Origin of the sequence: Thalassobacter sp. 16PALIMAR09 (genome assembly GCF_000765485.1) — a bacterium.
Taxonomy (GTDB): Bacteria; Pseudomonadota; Alphaproteobacteria; order Rhodobacterales; family Rhodobacteraceae; genus Thalassobacter; species Thalassobacter stenotrophicus.
Window position 1 is genome coordinate 108,912 of record NZ_JHAK01000003.1, and the last position, 21,449, is coordinate 130,360.

Below are 21,449 nucleotides of genomic sequence, written 5' to 3' on the forward strand. Positions count from 1 at the left end.
TTATTATACCTCACCCAGTGTTTTTTTGATCTTTTCGATTTCTTCTGCGTCGATATCGTCGGCTGGGGTGTGCTCACCCGGTTCTTTGTTCCAGTCGGCAATCAGGTTCGAAACGGCCTGAATGGTGACGGCTAGAATAATGATCAGAATCGCGGGTTTCAGCGTACCGGGCAGGGGTGGATCCCATGCGGTACCAAAGGTTTCCATCCGCAGCATCCGACGCATCGCATCATTGTAGCCACCATAGATCATTGCGAATGTGAACAAGCAGATCAGCGATGTCGAAATGAGGTCACAGATCTTTTGCAGCCAGCGCGGAAACATGTCGTAGATGATGTAGATGCGGATGTGGCAGCGTTGCTGCATCGCGTATTGTCCAGCAAGAAGGAAGACAAACCCGGCGATCCACAGCGACAGTTCATTGGCCCAAAGGGTCGGTCGGCTAAACACGTAGCGCGAGACGACCTCGTAGAACATCACCACAACGATAAAGGCAGTGGCGATCATCGCGATGCGTGAGCATACAAGCGAGACGATGTCGAACAGTCCATCAGGTGGCGTTTCGATCGAGACGGCCCAGTCTGACAGGTAGACTGCCGATACCAGCAGCGACCAAGCCACCATGAGCAGCATAACCAAGACCAACGGTTTTCCAGCTGGTCGGATCATTTCGTGCATACCGTAGGCGTCTTCGCCAAAGAGAATACGGTTCACAGCCAGCCATGCAAATAGCGCAAGTGTGATCGCGATGCTGGCAATCATGACTTGCCTGCACGGTTTTCGGTACGACCCAAGCCACAGGCTTTCCTGTGCCATAACGTGTACTCCCCTCACATTTTTATAGAGTTTTTTAGGAGCGGCGGGCCCAGAAACGGGCCCGCCTCACCTCGGATACCCGAGGTGCTCTCAATGAGCCGTTTGGCTTAGTTGATCAGGCCGAGCTGCTTGAGGTAGGCCTTGTGGCTTTCGACCAACGCACGTGTTTCTGGGTTCTTGTCGGCCCAGCCTTCCCATGCGGTTTGTGCCGCCTGACGGAAGGTCGCACGATCCTCAGAGGACCAGTCATAAAGCGTCACGCCCTGTGCTTGCAGTTCTGCTGCCGCTTCGGAGTTCGCCTTTTCGTTGAACAGCGCGATTTGGAAGCTGAGCTTCTGCCATGCGGTGTCGATGATGCGCTGCTGCTGCTCGGTCAGGCTGTTCCAGACGTCGAGGTTACACGCAAGGTGATCCGACGGCATGGAGTGGAAGCCGGGGTATGTGGCGTGCTTCACGATGTCGTAGATGCCGAGGCCAACGTTGTTGGCAAGACCGGATGCGTCTGCACCGTCGATGATACCGGTTTCAAGCGCGGTAAAGATCTCGGTGAAGTCCATAACGATGGGGGATGCGCCCAGCTCGTCAAAGATTTCTGTTTCGAGGCCGGGGGGCGAACGGAACTTCCAGCCCTTCAGGTCTTCGAAGCCAGCAATCGGCTTGGAGGACGACAGGGATTCCTGACCGTAGATCGACCAACCGATGAGCTGCATGTTTTGCTCATTGTACAGGGCTTGGGCGGCGTCGTAGCCGTCACCGTAGTAGAGCCAGCTGTACTGCTGCCATGGTGTGTCGTAGCCACCCATGATGTCGCCAACGAATTGGAACGCAGGGTTTTTACCGGTCTGGTAACCACCGCCAGTTGCGTCGCAATCGAGGATGCCGTTGATCGCTGCGTCGAAGGTTTCGACCGTTGCAACAACGGAGGACGAGTAGAACATCTCGATGGTGATGTCGCCGCCGGACATTGTTTGTACGTCGTCGATCCAGCGCTGCAGGAACTGACCTGTGGGGTGCTCTGTGGCGTAGTGTGTTTGGATGCGCAGGGTAACTGGGTCCGCGCTTGCAGTTGTTGCAAGCATGGCAGCCGCAGCTGTCCCCATAAGAATGGACTTGAAGTTCATTGTGATTCCTCCCGTTACGGCTCATTGGCCGCTTGATTTACTCTGGAATAACCAGAGTTATTCCATAAGATGGTATACCATCTTGACGTGACGCTAGCGAAAGCCATGTCGACATTCAACAAATTTTGGTATACCAAAAGTGAAAATTCGCACAGGGCCCGTTTTTTGAGCAAATCCAACGACAATTTATCCTTACCTCAGGCCGAGGTAACGCTCCCCGAACAGATCGCGACGGAGCTGCGGCGCGACATTCTGAACGGCAAATTTGCGCCGGGCGCGACCCTCAAAGAGCGAGACAATGCGCTTGAGATGGGCGTCAGTCGCACCCCCATGCGGGAGGCGATTCGTATCCTCGCCAATGAAGGGCTGGTGCAGTTGCGACCTGCGCGTAGCCCGATCGTTGCGCAGCCTACGTTCAAGCAAATCAGCGATAATATCGTCGTGTTGACGACGCTCGAATTGCTGTCTGCGGACCTCGCCTGTCAAACGGCCACCGATGAGCAGATTCAAGACATCGAAGACGCCCAGAACAAGTTCGCGGCAGAAGCCGATTTGGTCGAGCGGGTCGAAGCGTTTGAGTTGGACATGCAGGTGCACCTCGCGATCACGCGGGCGTCTAACAACGACGTTTTGATTGATGCGCACCGGTCGATGTTGGAACGGATGTGGCGGGCCAGGTTCCTATCGGCGCGGCGTGCGGACAGCCGTGCCAATGTGATGAAGCAACACGGTCAGATCATCGACGACCTAAAGCGGCGTGATGCCGATGCGGTGCGCAAAAGCCTGTCTGCCCACCTAGAGCTGCTCGCGGTCAATGTCCGTGGCTATTTCGAAGCTGAAGAAACGGATCAGACCGCTCCGTCGTAACATTTTCATACCCCAAGACCAAAAAAGGACACACCATATGAAACTCTTGCACTTTGGCCCCAAGGGCCAAGAAAAACCCGGCGTTTTGGACGCTGACGGCAACGTCCGTGATGTGTCTGCGCATGTGACCGATTTCGCGGGTGCATCGGTCTCGCTTGAGGCGCTTGAGGCGCTGCGGGCTGTTGATCTGAGCAGCTTGCCTATCGTGTCTGAGCCAGGGCGCATTGGGTCCTGCTTGGCCTCCGTGCCGAACTTCTTTTGCGTTGGCCTGAACTACGCCAAACACGCCGAAGAAACCGGTGCCGAGCCCCCCAAAGAACCGATCCTGTTCTCTAAGGCCTCATCGGCATTGTCCGGCCCCTTTGATCCGGTGATCATTCCACGCGGCTCTGTCAAAGGTGATTGGGAGGTCGAACTGGGTGTCGTGATCGGGCGCACCGCGCTTTACGTGTCCGAGGATGACGCGCTGGACTATGTGGCAGGCTATTGCACCATCAACGATGTGTCCGAGCGTGAGTTTCAGATCGAAAAGGGCGGCCAGTGGATCAAGGGTAAATCCGCGCCGACGTTTGGTCCCACCGGCCCATACCTTGTGACCGCCGATGAGGTCGCAGACCCCCAAGCCCTACGCGTGCAGCTGTCGTTGAATGGCGAAACAGTGCAGGATTCGAGCACGGACGACATGATCTTTACGGTGCGCGAAATTGTATCCTACATGAGCCAATTCATGGAGCTTCAGCCCGGCGATATCATTGCGACAGGCACGCCATCCGGCGTTGGCATGGGTATGAAACCTCAACGTTTCCTCAAGCCCGGCGATGTGATGGAGGTCGAGGTTGAAGGGTTGGGCCGCCAGCGTCAGGTTGCGCAAGCCGCTGACTAAGGCGTTGCCTTTTGGCGCGTAACATTGAAACACACGGCCCGAAATGGCCGTGTGTTTTGCGTTTTGCGGCCTAGTGGATCAGGGAGCCGCCGTTTACGTCCACCTCGGACCCAGTGACATAGGCCGATAGGTCGGACGCAAGAAACAGGGCGCATCCGGCCACGTCTGCGGCGGTGCCTGCCCGGCCCATCGGGATACCATCCAAGACGGATTGCCGCATTTCGGGCGTAAGTTTACCAGCGGTGATATCAGTGTCGATAAATCCCGGACAAATCGCATTCGCGCGGATGCCTGCGGGGGCCAGCTCGCGCGCCATAGCTTTGGTCAGCCCCAGAATACCGGCTTTTGCCGCGGAATAATGCGGGCCGCCAAAGATGCCACCGCCCCGCTGCGCCGAGACTGAGGACATGTTCACGATGTTGCCCCGTGCGTGCTCACGCATGTGCGGGATCAACGCCTGTGACATGTAAAGCGTTCCGCGCAGGTTCACGTCCAACACGGCGTCGTAGTTTTCGGGCGCAATTTCCATCAGCTTGAGCGGCTGTGTGATGCCTGCGTTGTTCACAAGCACATCAATCTGGCCGAGCGTGCCGATCAGCTCTTTGATTACAGACAGGCAGGCGGTTCGGTCGGTCACATCGCAAGCGCGCCCGATATGGCCTGTGCCGGGCAGATCGGCGGCAGCTGCTTGGGCTTGGCTTGCATCCAAATCAAGGATCACCACCTGCGCGCCGTGCTCGGCAAACAAGGTTGCCGTCGCCTTGCCCAAGCCGCGGGGACTGGCCGCGCCGGTGATGATTGCGGTTTTGTTGGCAAGCAGTTGGGTCATCTGGTGTCCTTTGGTCGTGGCTTCAAATTCGATTCACTGAGAAAGCCAGTCTTTGACAGACGCGCAGACCGCATCCACGGTCAGGCCATATTGTTGGTGCAATGTGGGCAAGGCGCCCGCATCCAAGAATTCATCCGGCAGGCCTATTTGACGGAACGGCACATGTACGCCCGCGCGCATTAGGGTGGCGGCAACGGCTTCGCCCAAACCGCCTGTCACAGAGTGGTTTTCCGCCGTAACGACCAACCGCCCGCCCTTGCGCGCCTCGCGGGTGATGGTTGCGGCGTCCAGCGGCTTGATCGTGGGTGAATGCAGAACGGCGCACGATATCCCATCGCGGGCTAGCGCTTTGGCTGCATCCAGAACCCGCATCGTCATAAATCCCGACGCGATGAACAAAACGTCCGCGCCATCGTGGATCATCTGCGCCTTGCCGAGCTTGAACTGGTAGTCATATTCGCCCAGCACATTTGGCACCTGCCCGCGAAGCAGTCGCATGTAGACCGGCCCCGGGTGATCGGCGATGGCGTGGGTGGCCTGCATTGTGTCAATCGCATCGCAGGGGTCCAGCACCGTCAGATTGGGCATGCCGCGCATAATCGCCAAGTCTTCGGTGGCCTGATGGCTGGGACCATAGCCAGTGGTCAGCCCCGGAAGTGCACAGCAGATTTTTACGGGTAGGTTTTCCTCGGCAATTGCCATGCAGATAAAGTCATATGCCCGGCGTGCCGCGAACACGGCATAGGTGGTGGCAAAGGGGGTAAACCCCTCCCGCGCGAGGCCTGCGGCAGCGGACACCATCACCTGCTCGGCCATGCCCATCTGATAAAACCGGTCTGGGTGCGCATTCGCAAAGACATGCAGGTCCGTGTATTTCGACAGATCCGCAGACAGGCCCACGATGTCGTCCCGCGTTTGGGCGAGTTCGGCCAATGCGTGGCCAAAGGGGGCTGCAATCGTCTCACGCCCCTCTGCGTCGAGTGAGGCGATCATCGCAGATGTAGCGAGCCGTGTATCGGGTGCTTTGCGCGGTGCGTATTTGGATTTGCGCCGGGAGTGGGGTGGGATCAGCTCGCTCATGTCGGTTTCCCCTCATCCAAAATCTGGAGCGCTTCGGACCATTCCTCGGGCTCGACCCGCACAAAATGAGCCATCTCGCGGGCTTCAAGAAAGGGCACACCTTTACACATCTGGGTGCGGCAGATGATGACGCGCGGCTTTGGGTCGGTTAGCGCGCGCGCTTTATCAAACGCGGCGGTGAGCGCATCTAGGTCATTGCCGTCTACCTCTTGGGCATGCCACCCGAACGCCTCCCATTGGGGGGCTTGTGGGCCAGAAGCCAAGGCGTCGGTGGTTTTGCCATCGGCCTGCTGGTCGTTGAAATCTACAATGCAGATCAGGTTGTCGAGCCGCCATTGCACGGCTGACATAACCGCTTCCCAAGTTGAGCCTTCCCCCAACTCGCCGTCGGACATCATATTGTACACGAATGCCGGATTATCTTTGCGCTTGAGCCCCATTGCGGCACCCACCGCGATACCCAATCCATGCCCGAGGGAGCCGCCGGTGATCTCCATCCCCGGGGTGTAAGCGGCCATGCCGGACATCGGCATGCGGCTGTCGTCCATGCCGTACGTGCCGATTTCGTCCTCGGGTAGAATTCCGGCCTCCATCAGGGCTGCGTAAAGTGCAATCGCGTAGTGGCCGATGGACAGGTAAAACCGGTCGCGCCCGTCCCATTCGGGATCTTGGGGTCGGTAGTTCAGGGCGTGAAAATAGCTGACCGCCAATACATCCGCAGCACCCAAGGCCTGCCCTATATAGCCTTGACCCTGCACCTCGCCCATCAAAAGGGCATTGCGGCGGATTGCCCAAGCGCGCTGCGCAAGGCTGACATTCGGGAGGTTCGATTGGGGCGTTTCGGTCATGAGGTGGACATTCCGGTTGCCTAAATTCTACGCGGAGGGAACCATCACTCTGCGCATTTGGCAATCAAAATTTGGTATACCATTTGTGATTTTGCGCAGGTTTGCCGCGCCGCGTTTGTTCGGCGGAGGTAGGAGGCAAGCGAAACACCAAGCTGGTGACCCCGGCAGGATTCGAACCTGCAACCTGCCCCTTAGGAGGGGGCTGCTCTATCCAGTTGAGCCACGGGGCCTGCGGTGGGATCATTACCGCTCATAGATCGGCCTAGCCAGTTTATTTTTATGGCTACGCTCTCAAAGCCGGCTTTCGCTTGATCAGCCTAGGCTTATAGCGCTAACAAAATAGGACAGAGAACAAGGAATACCTCATTGGCAGGACGCAACGGCGACGAGCGGCGCGGGCAATTAACACTTCGGGATGTCTCGGAAGCATCGGGCGTATCAGAAATGACCGTCAGCCGGGTGCTGCGCAATCAGGGTGATGTCTCTGCGAAGACGCGCGAAAAGGTTCTCGAAGCGGCGCGTATGCTGGGTTACGTGCCCAACAAAATTGCGGGGGCTTTGGCGTCCAATCGGGTGAACTTGGTTGCGGTCATTATTCCGTCGATGAGCAACATGGTCTTCCCTGAGGTCTTGGCCGGGATCAACGAACAGCTCGAAGGTACGGACCTACAGCCCGTTGTCGGGGCCACGTACTACGATCCAGAAAAAGAAGAAAAAGTTCTGTACGAAATGCTGTCATGGCGCCCGTCTGGCGTTGTGATCGCGGGGTTGGAGCATTCTGAGGCCTCACGCGCGATGCTCGCCAACGCAGGCTGTCCTGTGGTCGAGGTCATGGATGTGGACGGGGAGCCGGTGGATGTGGCGGTGGGAATTTCTCATTGGCGCGCGGGCTACGAAATGGGTCAAGAAATCCTGAGCCGCGGATATCGGCGGATTGGCTTCATGACGACGACCTCCGAAGGTGATCACCGTGCACGCAAACGGATGGAGGGGCTGGAGCGCGCCTTGGGCGAAGCCGGTGTCACCCTTGCGGATCAAATTTTCTATTCGGGCAACTCTGGCTTTGCCAAAGGCCGTGAGATGACAAATGAGATGCTCACTCGGACCAAAGACCTCGACTTTCTCTATTACTCCAATGACCTGACGGGGGCCGGTGGGCTGCTGTATTGCCTTGAGCAAGGACTGGATGTTGGTGGTGATCTGGGTATGGCGGGGTTCAACGGTTTTACCCTGCTTGAGGGATTGCCGCGCGTATTAGCGACCACTGAAAGCTGTCGTCGTGAAACCGGGATTGAGGCGGCGCGGATCATCGCTGGCCAGCATGTGTTTGAGCCCGGCGCGGACCGCCGGATTGAGCTAAAACCCACGATCCGTGCGGGCGATACGATGCGGCCGAAGCTCTAGGTCTCGAAGGCCTAAAAACTCAGCATTGCGGAAGGTTTACGGCCAATCCGCCAAGGCTGGTTTCCTTATACTTCATGTTCATATCCAGCCCGGTTTGGCGCATGGCTTCGATGCAGTTGTCCAGCGGCATAAAGTGCGTGCCGTCACCCCGTAGGGCGAGCGACGCGGCGGACACAGCCTTGATCGCGCCAAGGCCGTTACGCTCGATGCAAGGCACCTGCACAAGCCCGCCCGCTGGATCACAGGTCATACCCATGTGATGTTCCAGAGCGATTTCAGCGGCATTTTCGATCTGTTCATTCGTGCCACCTAGGGCGGCACATAGCCCGGCCGCTGCCATCGCCGACGCGCTCCCGACCTCACCCTGACAGCCGACCTCAGCCCCCGAGATGGAGGCATTGTGCTTAATCAGCCCACCGATCGCGGAGGCGGTTAGAAGGAAAGTCCGCAGCCCCTCTTCGGTCGCGCCAATGCAATGATCGCGGTAGTAGCGCAGCACCGCCGGGACGACACCCGCCGCCCCATTGGTGGGGGAGGTCACGACGCGGCCACCTGCGGCGTTTTCCTCATTCACGGCCATTGCGTAAACCGAGAGCCAGTCATTCACGACATGCGGTTGTGCGAGGTTCTGCCCCGATTCTTGTCGCAGCTGTTCATGGATTGCCTTCGCGCGGCGCTTGACCGACAGGCCGCCGGGCAGGATGCCGTCCATCCGCAGCCCGCGTTCGATGCAGCCGTCCATGGCCCCCCAGATTTCACTCATCCGACGGTCAAGTGTTTGCGCATCCATGTGGCTGACTTCGTTGGCCCATTTCATCTGTGCAATCGTCTTGCCGCTTTTCGCCCCCATTGCGAGCATTTCTTCGGCAGAGCCAAAGGGGAAGGGGTAGCCTGCTTCCTCTTTCTCTGCGTGGAATTCATCTGCACCGCCATGTTTACTGGCCGCAAGCTCGGCCTCGGTCATCACAAAACCGCCACCGATCGAGTAATACGTTTCCTGCATATAGAGCAGGCCAGAGGCGTCAAACGCCTTGAGGATCAGGCCGTTGGCGTGGCCTTCAAGGGCGGGGCCGTAGTCGAATACAAGGTCAGCATCGGGATCAAAGGCAAGGGTTGGCAACCCTTCGGGAGAGAGCGTTTTTTGTGTGCGTAGTTCAGCTTCAAGTGCCTCTGCGGCGTCGGGGTCGAGCGTGTGGGGCAGAAAGCCCATCAAACCCAGGATTACCGCGCGGTCGGTCGCGTGGCCCTTCCCCGTAAACGCCAGTGAGCCATGTAGCGATGCCGCAACCGAGGCCAGTTCGCCGGCTCCGGGTTCCTTTTCGCGGCCACCGCGTAAATCGTCCAAGAACCGCGCCGCCGCAGTCATAGGGCCCATCGTGTGGGAGGATGACGGCCCAACGCCGATTTTGAAGATATCGAAAATACTTAGAAACATGGCGCTTCCTCCCGTGCAAAGACTACGGTGCGCGCCCAGACAAACGGCTTCCCTGAGCGACGTTTTTCACGCTTCGTGCGACGGGGTGGGGTCATTCCATTGGCCAATTTTCCAGCGATTGTGCAGCCAATGCCATTGTCCGGGTGCGGCTCGGACCTGTTCCCCGAGCCTGTCATTAAAGGTCTGCATCATTTCGCGCGCATGGGTGTGCGGGATAGGCTCCTCAGCGACAATCTCAAATCCATCGCGGGTGCGCTTGGAAAAAATAGGAACCAAGGGTAAATCATAACGCAGAGCCATTTGTGCTGCTGACAAAGAGGTCACGGCGGGATGCCCCATAAATGTTAACGTTGTGCCGTCTTGGATGTATTGATCCATCAAAAGGGCAATAAATCCACCCGCTCTGATGTGCTTGATCATGTTGCGATTGCCCACAGAGCCACGTGCAATAATGGGCGCCCCGCCTGCCTTAATCCCGCGGCGAAAGAGAGGCTCGTAATGGGGGTTGTTGTTGGGTCGATAAAGGGCGCCAGTTTCAAGGCCCTGCGCTTTGAGGGCGTGTCGGATGGCCTCCCATTGGCCGAAATGGCCAGAGACGATGATGGCGCCTTTGCCTTTTGCCCGTGCTTGGCGCAGGGCTTCTAGGCCGGGTCCGTTGATCGGTATAGCCTCAGCCTGCGCCGCAAATTCTTGATTGAACAAGATTTCCGTGAGCGTCCGGCCTGTATTGCGCGCGACCTGTCCCAAGATTTGGCGGCGTTGAATTGGATCCATGTCTGGAAACACACGATGCAGGTTGTCTGCAGCGCGCCTCCTCAAGCTGGGCACAAGGTGAATAGCCGCATTGGTCAAGTGCCCTGCAAGAGCCGCGCGTAGCGGCAGCGGCAGCACCTTGGCTGCACCTAGAAAGCCGCGAATTAATGTAGCCTGTACGCGGTAGTTGGCGGCCTTCAAAGCGGGAGTGCGACGGGCATTGACTGTAAGCCTATGTGCAGCTGACGTATATCGAGCAATTGCGAACGACTTTAGCCAGTTTTTTCTTATCTTGAGACTGCCGACGTTATTGCGTGCACTGGACACTCCAGAAGGATTGGCCGAGCAAATGGGCTGCCCCGTGGTACGAGTTAATTGTAGTAGTGAGCCGATCGGACGGTCGACCACCTTGGAAGCGGCCAACAAACGCAACGCGGCGGTCCTTGATAGCATCGTAGCCGTTAGGCGTAGCAAGGTAACTGGTGGCCGCACGAGCTGTATTCCTTTGTCTTGTAGGATAACCTCGGTGCTACCCATAGTTTCGCGCGTCTGGAATTGAATAACGCCCAGTTCGTCAATATGCTTCTTTGCCAGCTCAAACGCAGGCTCAAAAGTTGAAGGGTTAACAACCGCATCATCTTCAAAAACGATTGCCGCGTCTAACTCTTCATCCACGATTTTTTGCCAGACTGCGCGATGGCTCTTGTAGCAGGCGATTTCACCCTTCGACAGTTTGAACGGATAGTGCGGCCGCACATGACTTGTCCGCGTAACATTTGAATATAGCGTACCGTGGTCCAGTGCTGCGCCATCTATTGCTGGAAACACTTCAGCAGGTATCGGCAAAGCGGCAATCAAGTCCGCCACGATAGGTTTTCGAGCCGTCGCGCGTTCTAGGTGAATAATGAAGGCCTTGATGTTCATGCGCTCGCAGCCTCGGCCCACAATTCTTGGTACACAGTGTCGATACCGCTGATCTCTTCTTGCGCGCTGTGGCGGGTGCGAGCGGTGTTTAGGGCGTGGTCAGACATGCGCGCAAGTTCTGTTGGGTTGTTCAGAAGCGATTGGATCGCCTGCGCCGCCAGATCGTCTTCGCCAATCGGCACGACGATACCTGCTTGTCCCGCATCGCTGAATGTCTTGAAATATCCCGTATCTGATCCCACGAAGGGGACTCCGCTGGCCATCGCCTCTAGAGGGGTCATGCCATAGCCTTCGTAGCGAGGTAGGGCTACCAGAAGGCTAAGCGCAGGCAGCATCTTTTGAAGCGTTTCAGGAGGTATTTCCCCGGTAAAGATGATCTGATCTGATAGGCCGACTGCCGCAATTTTTGCCTTTAGATTATCGGCAAATACGGTGTCTTTCGGGGCAATTTTGCCGATAATTAAGGCCACTGTGTCCGGAGCGTTTGGCAGTACCTTTAGTAGCGCTTCGACAAAGACATCGGTACCTTTCTCAGGACGAACCCGTCCGACAGATGCGATCCCTCGCGTCCCACCGAACCCCAATTCTTGCCACGCCGTTAAGCGATTTGCGGCGGGCTTAAACAGGTTTGTGTCTACTCCGTGCGGCACCACAGCGCTTACATTCGGGACATAGGATGCAGCGGCACTGGTTGTCGCGATAACAGCATCCATACGGGAAATAAGCCATCTCGGGTATGCGGAATGCCGCCGCTGCGCAGCTGAAGTAAACACGATCTTGATTGGCAGGCGCAGCACATCCCGCGCCCAAATGGCTACGCGCATTTCAGGGTTGCGTCGCACGTGCCAAATAACTGGCTGTTGGGCGGTACGGCACAGTTTGCGTGCTTCTCTAATGGTCGTCGGTGTCGGACAACCGGGGAGTGGGGATCCAACAAGTCGAAGGTTGTATCTCTGCATTTGGCCGCGAACGACGGTCGCCGCGGTAGCGGACACCCCAGTGAAGTTCGGGTTGAAATTGGTCACAATAAGCGCAGGAGCAGACATAGGTGAGCTATGCCCCATCCCTTCCTGTTTTACCAGCCTGAGGCGGCTTGGCGCGTCGGCGCTAGGAATGCTGGAGAACCGCAAAGTGTGAAAAGGAAGAAGGGTTGCGATGATAACTGTTCGGCTGCTGGGAGGTCTTGGAAATCAGTTATTTCAGTACGCCACAGGGCGGGCTCTTTCTTTGCGTTTAGGCGTGCCACTTGCCATCGATGATCGTGAAGCAAAGCGCGCTGAACATACTTGGTTGCAGCCTGCGTTACATCACTTTGACACCCATGCACTCGGCGGCGCACCTTTGCCACCTGATCGCGCGAAGCGTTTGCGATATGCCGCATGGCGCGCATTCGGTCGATCACCTCAATTTTTGAGAGAGACCGATTTAGGCGTTAATGCCGCGGTTATGAACGCAGCCGACAAGGTATACCTGCACGGCTACTTTCAAAGCGAACTCTATTTTCAGGATTTCAAAGAGCAAATTCGAAATGATCTAAAGGTTATGACACCGCCGAGTGCGGAGAATGCGGACTCGCTTTTACGTCTGCGCGAAACGTCCGGTGCGACTGCTGTGCATTTGCGTAGAGGTGATTATGTGGCAGATGCCAAGGCCGCAGCCACCCATGGCAGTGTCGGGCCTGACTACTATGCACGCGGCATTGCGGAGCTGGAAGCGCGCTTGGGTAGAGAGCTTGAGCTTTTCGTGTTTTCCAACGATCCAGATTGGTGTCGTGAAACACTCTCGCTGCCTCGCCCATTTACCGAGATTGGGCACAATTCAGCAGATGATCACTATGAAGATCTTCGCCTTATGGCGGCCTGTCAGCATCACATTATTGCCAATTCCACGTTCTCGTGGTGGGGAGCCTGGCTAGGTGCATCGCCAACTAGGCAGTCATCGCACCCGCGCAATGGTTTGGTGTGGGTGCGCGCCAAAACCCGGACATCTTGCCTGAACACTGGCTTGCGATTTGATCGTTCAGTCTTGGCCGTCAAATTGTAGCGCGCTGAGTTGGGTATAGAGCCCACCTTTTCTGAGTAATTCGTCGTGGGTGCCGCGCTCCGCCACACGGCCCTCGCTTAGGACAAGGATTTGGTCGGCGGCGCGGATGGTGGAGAGCCTATGGGCAATCACGAGAGTTGTTCGATTTGCGGAAAGCCGTTCGAGTGCGGCTTGGACAAGAGCTTCGGATTTGGTGTCCAAGGCCGACGTGGCTTCATCCAACAAAAGGATGGGCGTGTCGCGCAGGATGGCGCGCGCGATGGCGACTCGTTGCCGTTGGCCACCGGACAAATTTGAACCGCGAGGGCCTGCAGGGCTGTCGAGGCCGTTTGGCAGATCAGCAAGAAAGTCGGACACGTGTGCGGCCTCAATCGCCGCTGTGATTTGATCTTCGGTGACGTCGGTGCGACCTACGAGGATGTTTTCACGCAAGGATTCATCAAAGAGCAATGTCTCTTGGGACACGACAGATATTAGGCTGCGTAGATCTTCTAGCGGCCAGTTGCGGATATCTTCGCCACCTAAACGCACCGTTCCTGACTGTGGATCAGCCAGCCGAGTCAGCGCATTGAAGACTGTACTTTTCCCGGCCCCGGAAAGACCGACAAGGGCCGTAGTCTTGCCTGCTGGAGCCGTGAAATTCAGCCCGCGCAGGACAGGCGTATCGGCGTAGGATAGGTTTACGTCGTCAAGCTGCACGTCCAATGCTGCGGGTGTTGCGGGGGCCTTAACGGCTGCGGTGATTGTCGGCTGAGTGTCGAGCAACCCATAAATGCGCGTCAGGCTCGCCATCATGATTTGATACATCCCCGCGAGGTTCGCGAGCCGTCGGATCGGCTGAAACGCGAGAGCCATAGCCGCGAAGAACGACATGAACTCACCGATGGTTTTTTCGCCCAAAATGATCTGCTGCCCGCCGTATAACATCACCGCGAAGAACCCAAAGCCAACCGATAAATCTACGATGCCGGGGATAGTTGCGTTACCGGCCTGCGTCTTGACCGAGGCGGTAATGTGTTCGGCCGTGACACTGCGAAAGCGGCTCTTTTGGTAGGCCTCCATCGTGTTCAGTTTGATGGGGGTGATGCCATGGAAAATCTCATCTAGGCGGGTGGTGCGGCGGCCCGCGATATCGCGCAAAGCAAAGCTTTTCTTACGAATATACCGCTGTACGATCAGGGAAGGCACCATCAAGAGCGGTGCCCCAATAACCGCGACAAGCGTCCACATAGGGTCCACGAGGATGGCCACAATCATCAGTGATATCAGGGCGATGGTATCGCGTCCCGCCCCGAGGATGAGTGTGTTCCATGTATGTTGAATGGCCAATACATCGCCCTGGACACGCTCGATCAAGACACCGGGTGGGTTGGCTTGATAAAACGCATTGTCGAGGTTGAGGGTATGGGCCAGCAGGTCCTCTTGGAGGGCACTGGATGTGCGAAACGACACCGATGCCATGATGATCCGCTGGGTCACGCCGGCGATTGCGCGTGCGGCGAACAACCCAAAAATCCCAAGGCCGACCCAAAAGACCAGATCGCTGCGGCCCGCGACGAAAACCTCATCAAACATGGGTTCCAGCATGTAGCTGAGCGCGCCCAACGTGCTGCCCTCGATGATCATCAAGATGGCGGCAAAGATCAGCCACGGCAAATGCTTGCGCAAATAGCTGCGCCAGAGGCGGGCGAAGGGGTGGCGTTGGGGTTCAGAAGTCACGGTGATGCACGGGTGTCCTTGGGTTGCGTCGGCTTACCCGTTTCTGCGGCGCGCGCCAAGTGGTGCACCATCTGCGCGGTCAGGGGGCTTTGGGCGGCGTCTTGCGCTCATCCGGTTCTGGGCGCAGGCCATAGGGCGCTGCGAGCGCCCACACATGATCTGGGATCATATGTTTCATACGGGCAGGAGCCGCGCGGCGCAGATGCAGGATCGTTTCAACAGCTTTCATTTCTAGGCGAGCCTTGGCGAATTCACGCCCCTTTGGCCCAATCCGAGGCTGTAGAAACGACACAATGGGGCGAACCCAATCGGGCATCCGCCGCAGTGGTAGTCCACCTGCGGCCCGCGCAGTATTTTCGGCAAAACCTTTGACCGCAGGCGTGCGCTTGCCCGAGGATCCGACAGGTGACAGTCGGATTTCGTCGCCCAAAGCGTTCAGCATCTCTTGCCCACGTGCGTTTCGCACGATCAGCCATTGCTCACCCTCACCGGCCATGTATCCGACGGTGATGTCCGCAAGAGCGTTCGTGTAGTCGGTGCAGGTCCGGCACGTTAGCGGAAAGAAATCGTCGGGCAGGTTGCTGATTGGTAGCGACAAAAAGGGGATCAGCTTGGTCTTGGCGTTCTCAAACCGGACCTCAACCCGGTAATCGGCTCTAAATTCGAGGTACGTGACGGTTTCGGGTTTTTCGGTCAGGAGCGCGAGGAAGTCGTGAAAGTGTTCCGTCGTTGTGTTGTCGGAGCAGGGCGTGCCGATGACGTATAGCCGCTCAAACCCAAACTGGGCTTCGATGTTGCGTAGGGCGTGTACCTGACAGGGGATGCCGATGATCGCGAGGCGTTTGTGCCCCGCATCCGCCGCTGGCTCCAGCAGGGATAAAAGCGGAGCGTAGCCCATACGCATTCCGCGCACACGGGCCATATCCGCGGGATCGGTGACGATGACGGGAACAGGGCGAAAGATATCATCCTCAGCGGGCGCGAGGGTCAAGACCGCATCCACCGCCCCGGTTTCCAACAGTTTTGCGGCCAGCGATGTCGTGATCCCAGTCCATTGCGCGCCGGGCTTAGGGGTCCGCATCGCGGCGCGGTGCATGGCAATATGCGGCCCGAAAAAACGGGCGTCTTCGTCGGCCGTATCGCGTGGTACACCGTGTACTTGGGTTTCGAGCTTTGGGAAATCTGGCGTCGTAAACTGGCAGGCTCGGCCACATTCGGCCGCCAGTTTCATCCGCGACAGGCCGCAATCGGTGCACATCTTACCGCGTGGCAAAGCCGGGGCAGGGGTGGGTGCGGTTAGGGGGGATGTGGCGTCTGGCATGGTACTATCTCAGTTTTCATGTCACGCTACCACATGTCTAGTTTTGTTGACACATGAAACGTGAAGCTTCCCAATCACCAAATGTCATGGCGGTTGCGGCCCCATAGCCCTTTCCTCTTACGGCGCGCTGGGCTATGAGGCCCCGTCCTGATCGAGAGGAGACCCGGAGATGGGCTATAAAGTCGTCGTCGTTGGCGCCACGGGAAATGTGGGCCGCGAAATGCTGAATATTCTTTCTGAACGTCAGTTCCCCATTGATGAAATCGCCGTACTGGCGAGCCGTCGGTCGCTGGGCACCGAGGTGAGCTTTGGCGACAAGACCCTCAAGACGCAGGACCTTGCTACGTTTGATTTCACTGGCTGGGATATCTCGCTTTGGGCTGTTGGCTCTGAGGCGACCAAAGAGCACGCGCCACGGTCCGCCAAGGCAAACTGCATTGTGATCGATAACTCGTCGCTGTACCGCTACGATCCGGATATTCCGTTGGTCGTGCCAGAGGTGAACCCCGAAGCCGTCGATGGCTACGCAAAGAAAAACATCATCGCCAATCCCAACTGCTCAACCGCGCAAATGGTTGTGGCGCTGAAGCCGTTGCATGATCGCGCACGCATCAAGCGCGTTGTGGTCAGCACCTACCAATCCGTATCTGGCGCGGGCAAAGGCGGCATGGACGAGCTGTGGGATCAGACCAAAGCGGTCTACAACCCCACAAGCAATTCTGCCCCGGCCCAATTCACTAAGCAGATCGCGTTCAACGTCATCCCGCACATCGACGTCTTTATGGACGACGGGTCGACCAAAGAAGAATGGAAGATGGTCGCGGAGACGAAAAAGATCATCGAATCCAGCATCAAAGTTACCGCAACATGCGTGCGGGTGCCTGTGTTCGTCGGTCACTCCGAAGCGATCAACATCGAGTTCGAGGACTTCCTTGATGAAGACGAAGCCCGTGAAATCTTGCGCACAGCGCCGGGAATTCTGGTGGTGGATAAGCGCGAAGACGGTGGCTATGTCACGCCCGTCGAGTGCGTCGGCGACTACGCCACATTCATCAGCCGTATCCGTCAAGACAGCACGATTGAGAATGGCCTGAACCTGTGGTGTGTCTCGGACAACTTGCGCAAAGGCGCTGCGTTGAACGCTGTGCAAATCGCGGAAACGCTGGGTAACCGGGTGCTTAAAAAGGGCTAACATTTCTCTACGAGAATATAGTCATCGGGGTCGGGTCCAGAGTTGGGTCCGGCCCCGTTTTCGTTGGGGATGCTGGTGTCCAAATAGGCATGGGTGTGTCCGGGAAAAGGTGCGTTGAACCGCATGGCAAGTTGTCGATACGCAGGCCCAATCGCCCCTGCTTTGCAAAGCCGCACATTCCCCTTGATCTGATACAACGCTAACCCGCCGCCGGCCGGTTTGAACGTGTAGCCATGAGCCGCCAGCCGCAACTGCAGGTCGGTCCAATCCTGCGCAATCGCGATGTCGCGAGCAAGTTTATCGCGCAGCTTCCAAGCTTGCTCCTGCCGGGCGCGAATCTGTTGTGCCGAGTGATCATCCATTCCCTCAGCTTCGCGGTGCTTAGTTAAAACTATCTGAATCCTTGGCGGGTTTTGGATTTGATAAAATGCATTTCAAATCCGCACTTCGATATAGAGGATTTCTTTAGAAAACTGATCTAGAACGGCGCTGTCGGGGCACGTCCAGCGGAGCGTACTATGCAAAAGATACTGAAGAAATTGTCCAAGAAGGACGAAGAGCCAACCACCGCTGAAATGCGCGAAATGATTCTGCGATTAGAGCGTGACGAAGCGTTTGAGGCAGACGCCGCCGAGACAGCCTTATGGGCGCAGAAGAAAGAAAAAGCCAACAGGAAGAACGGTTTCCTGTCGGCGCATATGCCGCCGGTTAAGCGCAAACGTCAGGCTTCGACGAATAAGTCCGCTTTGGCGTCGTAGATATGTAGCCCACCTTGGCCGATATCGGTCCAAAGGCCATGAAGCGCGAGCGAGCCATCCATGACGCGTTCGGCCACAAACGGGAAGGTCATCAGGTTTTCCAGCGAAACAAGAACCGCTTTCTTCTCAAGCGCTTCAAGGCGTGCGTCTTCGTCTGCAATGTCTCGAACCTGTTCAAATCCAGGACGCAGTAGGTCCATCCAGCGGCCAACAAAGCTTTCGGTTTTTTCTAGTTCAGGCGCATGGCCGAGGCACATCTCATGACATCCCTTAACGCCGCCACAACTTGAGTGACCTAGAACAATGACTTGGCTCACTTTCAATGCGGTCACAGCGTATTCAACCGCGGCAGATGTGCCGTGATGATCGCCGTCTGGCTGAAACGGTGGGACTAGGGCCGCGATGTTGCGGTGAATAAAGAACTCACCCTGCTCGGCACCAAACAAAGCGGTCACGTGAACGCGACTGTCACAGCAGGAAATAATCATGCACCGAGGCCGCTGCCCTTCTTGGGCAAGCCTTTGATACCACGCTTTATTGGTGTTGAACGTCGTGGCGCGCCATCCGTGATATCGTTGGAGTAACGTGGCTGGTAGCGGCTGGGCATGCTTCATTTTGGGTGTCTTTTCATAGAATTTGTATCGCTTCTATGTCGGAAACGCAGGGAATTCGAGTGATTTGTCGCCGCAGGGGGAAAGGCTTTCTTCACATTTCTGGCTCATGTTTGGCGCCAACTGTGGGGGCGCAGTTATGTGGAGTGTGGGATATGAAAACGGTAGCAACGCTACGTTATGATGAGGCTGTGCGATTTGATGCAGAGCGGTTGGAGGCCTTGTGTCGTGATTTCGGAGAGGATGCGGCGGAAAAGGTTATCGCACGTGCTCTTGAGCAGATAGCGATTAAGATGGCAGCACTTGAAGTTCTGTTTGCCGAGCAAAGCTATGCTGGAATGGATCAAATCTGTGCCAGCTTAACCCGGATTGCAGGCCAAATCGGGATGACTACGATGGCGCGTGTGGCGCGTGACGTACGTGCGTGCATTAAAAAGGGTGATGTAGTCGGTATCGCTGCGACCATGGGCCGTTTGCACCGGATTGGTGACAATTCGGTACACGCGATTTGGTCCGTTGAGGACATATCCGTCTAAGGGCTTGCGGCAGGGGCTGGGGTTAGTAGGTTGCATGGAACAACTGAAAGGTTCGCGCCATGCCCTCGGATACCTTGCCCCGGTTTGCTCCGCCTGATGCGGCTGCCACGCCGATCCATATCCTGCCGCAGGATACCTTTGCGGCTTGGCTAGGCGCTCAGCCAGAGCGTGTGCAGGCGTGGGTAGACAGCTGCGGTTTTCGCGCTGGTTTGGGTGAAATCCTCCGTGTACCGGGCGATGATGGTGCTTTGTCCGCTGTTCTCATGGGTTGGGGTAAGTCAGCGGCCCATGTACGGGGCCGTTTTGCCGTAGCGCGTGCGTTGAGCGCGCTAAAAACGGGCACATACAAACTGAGTGGCCCGCTCGAAGGTGATGATCTCAATGAGGCTGCTCTTGGGTGGCTCTTAGGTGGGTATTCGTTTGATCGATATGCAACGCAGTCGCCGCCAACCGCCAAGCTAGTCGCACCGGCGGGCATCGATGCCGCCCGGATTGAGGCGATTGCAGCTGGTGAGATCTTGACTCGCAATCTGATCAACACCCCCGCGGCCGACATGGGTCCGGAGGCTTTGGAGCAAGCGGTGCGGGACCTAGGCGCGGCCTTTGGTGCAGAAGTTAAATCAACCATTGGCGATGACTTGTTGACCGCCAATTTCCCAATGATCCATGCGGTGGGTCGCGCGGCGGAACAAGCGCCGCGTTTACTGGACATGACTTGGGGCGATACCGGGCCCACATTCACGTTGGTCGGTAAGGGCGTGTGTTTTGATACCGGCGGGCTGAACCTGAAGCCCGGCGCATCAATGGGGTTGATGAAAAAAGATATGGGCGGCGCGGCCACGGTCTTGGGTCTTGCTCATATGATCATGACCCTGAACCTGCCGCTCCGGCTGCGGGTCTTGATCCCCGCGGTGGAAAATGCGGTCGCTGGCAATGCCTTCCGCCCCGGTGATATACTGTCCTCACGCAAAGGGCTGAGCGTTGAGGTGAACAACACGGACGCCGAGGGGCGTCTTGTTCTGGCCGACGCCTTGGCGCTCGCCGATGAAACCCCTCCAGATTTGATGATTTGCATGGCGACGTTGACGGGGGCGGCGCGTGTGGCGCTTGGCCCGGACCTCGCGCCGTTTTACACCGACGATGTAGATGTAGCTGCATCCCTCGCCGCAGCCGGTACGCGGGTGCGCGACCCACTGTGGCGGATGCCGCTGCACCGGCCCTACGACGCGATGATTGAACCAAAAATTGCAGACCTTGATAATGCGCCAAGCGGTGGTATGGCAGGGTCTATTACCGCTGCGCTTTTTCTTGATCGATTTGTGACGGATACTGCGCGGTTTGTGCATTTTGATATCTACGGCTGGCAACCAACCGCACAACCAGCGCGCCCGAAGGGTGGCGTTGGGATGGGCGCGCGGGCCATACTAGAGGCACTTCCGGAGGTGCTAAATTTATGAACGACATGTCAACGACTGACCAGCGCATGATACCGGCCAACGGACACGCGGCGGCTTTTGAACTCAAGGGCCAAGTCGAGGCCGCACGCTTTGTCAAAGGCACAGTCAAATCGGTGAAACAGCCGCTTTTGAACCTGATGGATGAGCCCAGAGGCAAGCGTGCCTCGCAGCTTCTTTTTGGCGAACGGTTCCGCGTGATTGACGAACGGGATGGTTATGCTTTTGGTCAGGCAGAGCGAGATGGCTATTGCGGTTACGTGGTGTCCGGCGCGCTGGGCGGAGAGGAGCAGCCCTCGCATTGGGTCGCGGCCCCCGCCACCCACCTGTACCCAAAGCCCGAGATCAAAGCCCCGCCCGAAGTTGCCATTTTCTTTGGAAGTCAGGTCAAGGTCGTCGCCGATCACGGTGATTTTGTAAAAATCGCGACAGGACATTTCGTGCCGCGCGCACATGTTCAGCCTCTCAAAGCCCGCTTTTCGGACCCCGTCGGTGTAGCGGATCTGTTGCTCGGTACACCGTATCTGTGGGGTGGGTCTTCGCGCTGGGGGATTGATTGTTCGGGCCTCGTGCAAATGGCGCTTTTGGCCTGCGGTATGGAATGTCCGCGCGACAGCGACCAGCAGCGTAGCCTTGGCCGAGATCTCCACCACGGGGAGCCGTATCTGCGCGGGGATTTGGTTTTCTGGGATGGGCACGTCGGGATTATGGCCAGCGAGGATGTTCTTATCCACGCGAATGCGCACCATATGGCCGTCGCCTATGAACCCATTATTGAAGCGCGCAACCGGTTCCGTGATAGCAATGTTGGTGACATCGCCGCGAAAAAACGCCTCAAACTGCCCGACAACTAAG

General features: G+C 57.1%; 21 protein-coding genes and 1 tRNA gene. 9 read left to right on the plus strand and 13 right to left on the minus strand.

Annotated elements, in window-relative coordinates:
- Nucleotides 1-3: 3 nt before the first annotated feature.
- Both PM04_RS07925 and PM04_RS07930 read right to left on the minus strand, forming a co-directional pair.
- Entirely contained in the window at nucleotides 4-762 is a 759-nt protein-coding gene (locus tag PM04_RS07925) for a TRAP transporter small permease subunit (protein ID WP_235281429.1), read from the minus strand.
- Nucleotides 763-923: 161 nt separating this feature from the next.
- Nucleotides 924-1,937 carry a TRAP transporter substrate-binding protein gene (locus PM04_RS07930; protein ID WP_038005562.1) on the minus strand — a complete coding sequence of 338 codons (1,014 nt, stop codon included), beginning with the start codon at nucleotides 1,935-1,937 and terminating at the stop codon, nucleotides 924-926.
- A gap of 165 nt (nucleotides 1,938-2,102) precedes the next feature.
- Here PM04_RS07930 and PM04_RS07935 point away from each other — a divergent pair, with 165 nt between their 5' ends.
- Nucleotides 2,103-2,804: a GntR family transcriptional regulator gene (locus tag PM04_RS07935; protein WP_052068372.1), complete on the plus strand. Its 702-nt coding sequence runs from the start codon at nucleotides 2,103-2,105 to the stop codon at nucleotides 2,802-2,804.
- 37 nt (nucleotides 2,805-2,841) lie between these two features.
- Entirely contained in the window at nucleotides 2,842-3,687 is an 846-nt protein-coding gene (locus tag PM04_RS07940) for a fumarylacetoacetate hydrolase family protein (protein WP_038005564.1), read from the plus strand.
- Nucleotides 3,688-3,757: 70 nt separating this feature from the next.
- Here PM04_RS07940 and PM04_RS07945 read toward each other — a convergent pair whose 3' ends face one another.
- From PM04_RS07945 to PM04_RS07960, 4 genes are all read right to left on the minus strand, one after another.
- Nucleotides 3,758-4,516 (minus strand): SDR family NAD(P)-dependent oxidoreductase, encoded by a 759-nt coding sequence (locus PM04_RS07945; RefSeq protein ID WP_038005565.1) that lies wholly within the window; start codon nucleotides 4,514-4,516, stop codon nucleotides 3,758-3,760.
- A 33-nt stretch (nucleotides 4,517-4,549) separates the two neighbouring features.
- Nucleotides 4,550-5,596 (minus strand): transketolase family protein, encoded by a 1,047-nt coding sequence (locus tag PM04_RS07950; RefSeq protein ID WP_038005567.1) that lies wholly within the window; start codon nucleotides 5,594-5,596, stop codon nucleotides 4,550-4,552.
- Nucleotides 5,593-6,444: a transketolase gene (locus PM04_RS07955; RefSeq protein ID WP_038005568.1), complete on the minus strand. Its 852-nt coding sequence runs from the start codon at nucleotides 6,442-6,444 to the stop codon at nucleotides 5,593-5,595. The genes PM04_RS07950 and PM04_RS07955 overlap by 4 nt, the downstream gene beginning before the upstream one ends.
- Before the next feature lie 153 nt (nucleotides 6,445-6,597).
- Nucleotides 6,598-6,674 (minus strand) — tRNA-Arg (locus tag PM04_RS07960).
- A 136-nt stretch (nucleotides 6,675-6,810) separates the two neighbouring features.
- On the opposite strand from PM04_RS07960, the gene PM04_RS07965 reads away from it, so the two are divergent.
- Nucleotides 6,811-7,848, plus strand: coding sequence for a LacI family DNA-binding transcriptional regulator (locus tag PM04_RS07965; protein ID WP_038005570.1), 1,038 nt, complete (start codon nucleotides 6,811-6,813; stop codon nucleotides 7,846-7,848).
- A 19-nt stretch (nucleotides 7,849-7,867) separates the two neighbouring features.
- Here PM04_RS07965 and PM04_RS07970 read toward each other — a convergent pair whose 3' ends face one another.
- The 3 genes from PM04_RS07970 to PM04_RS07980 all read right to left on the minus strand — a co-directional run bounded on the left by PM04_RS07970 (nucleotide 7,868) and on the right by PM04_RS07980 (nucleotide 11,784).
- Entirely contained in the window at nucleotides 7,868-9,283 is a 1,416-nt protein-coding gene (locus PM04_RS07970; protein ID WP_038005571.1) for an L-serine ammonia-lyase, read from the minus strand.
- 66 nt (nucleotides 9,284-9,349) lie between these two features.
- Entirely contained in the window at nucleotides 9,350-10,960 is a 1,611-nt protein-coding gene (locus PM04_RS17355) for a glycosyltransferase family 25 protein (protein WP_052068360.1), read from the minus strand.
- Entirely contained in the window at nucleotides 10,957-11,784 is an 828-nt protein-coding gene (locus tag PM04_RS07980; RefSeq protein ID WP_233486411.1) for a glycosyltransferase family 4 protein, read from the minus strand. Before PM04_RS07980 ends, PM04_RS17355 begins: the two co-directional genes overlap by 4 nt.
- A gap of 331 nt (nucleotides 11,785-12,115) precedes the next feature.
- Between PM04_RS07980 and PM04_RS07985 the strand changes: the two genes are divergently transcribed.
- Nucleotides 12,116-13,003 carry an alpha-1,2-fucosyltransferase gene (locus tag PM04_RS07985; protein ID WP_081946007.1) on the plus strand — a complete coding sequence of 296 codons (888 nt, stop codon included), beginning with the start codon at nucleotides 12,116-12,118 and terminating at the stop codon, nucleotides 13,001-13,003.
- On the opposite strand, the gene PM04_RS07990 is transcribed toward PM04_RS07985, so the two are convergent.
- Both PM04_RS07990 and PM04_RS07995 read right to left on the minus strand, forming a co-directional pair.
- On the minus strand, nucleotides 12,980-14,722 hold the full coding sequence (locus PM04_RS07990; RefSeq protein WP_234702844.1) for an ABC transporter ATP-binding protein: 1,743 nt from the start codon (nucleotides 14,720-14,722) through the stop codon (nucleotides 12,980-12,982). The two genes, PM04_RS07985 and PM04_RS07990, sit on opposite strands and share 24 nt — an antisense overlap.
- Before the next feature lie 79 nt (nucleotides 14,723-14,801).
- The gene (locus PM04_RS07995; protein ID WP_038005575.1) at nucleotides 14,802-16,043 is read right to left on the minus strand and encodes a Coenzyme F420 hydrogenase/dehydrogenase, beta subunit C-terminal domain; all 1,242 of its coding nucleotides are present in this window, start codon (nucleotides 16,041-16,043) and stop codon (nucleotides 14,802-14,804) included.
- A 169-nt stretch (nucleotides 16,044-16,212) separates the two neighbouring features.
- Between PM04_RS07995 and PM04_RS08000 the strand changes: the two genes are divergently transcribed.
- Nucleotides 16,213-17,235, plus strand: coding sequence for an aspartate-semialdehyde dehydrogenase (locus PM04_RS08000; protein ID WP_038005577.1), 1,023 nt, complete (start codon nucleotides 16,213-16,215; stop codon nucleotides 17,233-17,235).
- On the opposite strand, the gene PM04_RS17360 is transcribed toward PM04_RS08000, so the two are convergent.
- Nucleotides 17,232-17,597 carry a hypothetical protein gene (locus tag PM04_RS17360; RefSeq protein ID WP_052068358.1) on the minus strand — a complete coding sequence of 122 codons (366 nt, stop codon included), beginning with the start codon at nucleotides 17,595-17,597 and terminating at the stop codon, nucleotides 17,232-17,234. The genes PM04_RS08000 and PM04_RS17360 overlap by 4 nt on opposite strands.
- Nucleotides 17,598-17,753: 156 nt before the next feature.
- On the opposite strand from PM04_RS17360, the gene PM04_RS08010 reads away from it, so the two are divergent.
- Nucleotides 17,754-17,993: a hypothetical protein gene (locus PM04_RS08010; protein ID WP_038005578.1), complete on the plus strand. Its 240-nt coding sequence runs from the start codon at nucleotides 17,754-17,756 to the stop codon at nucleotides 17,991-17,993.
- On the opposite strand, the gene PM04_RS08015 is transcribed toward PM04_RS08010, so the two are convergent.
- Nucleotides 17,957-18,607 carry a carbonic anhydrase gene (locus PM04_RS08015; protein WP_038005580.1) on the minus strand — a complete coding sequence of 217 codons (651 nt, stop codon included), beginning with the start codon at nucleotides 18,605-18,607 and terminating at the stop codon, nucleotides 17,957-17,959. The genes PM04_RS08010 and PM04_RS08015 overlap by 37 nt on opposite strands.
- Nucleotides 18,608-18,759: 152 nt before the next feature.
- Between PM04_RS08015 and PM04_RS08020 the strand changes: the two genes are divergently transcribed.
- The 3 genes from PM04_RS08020 to PM04_RS08030 are packed head-to-tail and all read left to right on the plus strand — an operon-like array spanning nucleotide 18,760 to nucleotide 21,448.
- The gene (locus tag PM04_RS08020; protein ID WP_038005581.1) at nucleotides 18,760-19,140 is read left to right on the plus strand and encodes a hypothetical protein; all 381 of its coding nucleotides are present in this window, start codon (nucleotides 18,760-18,762) and stop codon (nucleotides 19,138-19,140) included.
- A gap of 59 nt (nucleotides 19,141-19,199) precedes the next feature.
- Entirely contained in the window at nucleotides 19,200-20,597 is a 1,398-nt protein-coding gene (locus tag PM04_RS08025; RefSeq protein ID WP_200880341.1) for a M17 family metallopeptidase, read from the plus strand.
- Entirely contained in the window at nucleotides 20,594-21,448 is an 855-nt protein-coding gene (locus PM04_RS08030) for a C40 family peptidase (protein WP_234702843.1), read from the plus strand. The genes PM04_RS08025 and PM04_RS08030 overlap by 4 nt, the downstream gene beginning before the upstream one ends.
- The last annotated feature ends 1 nt before the right edge of the window (nucleotide 21,449 follow it).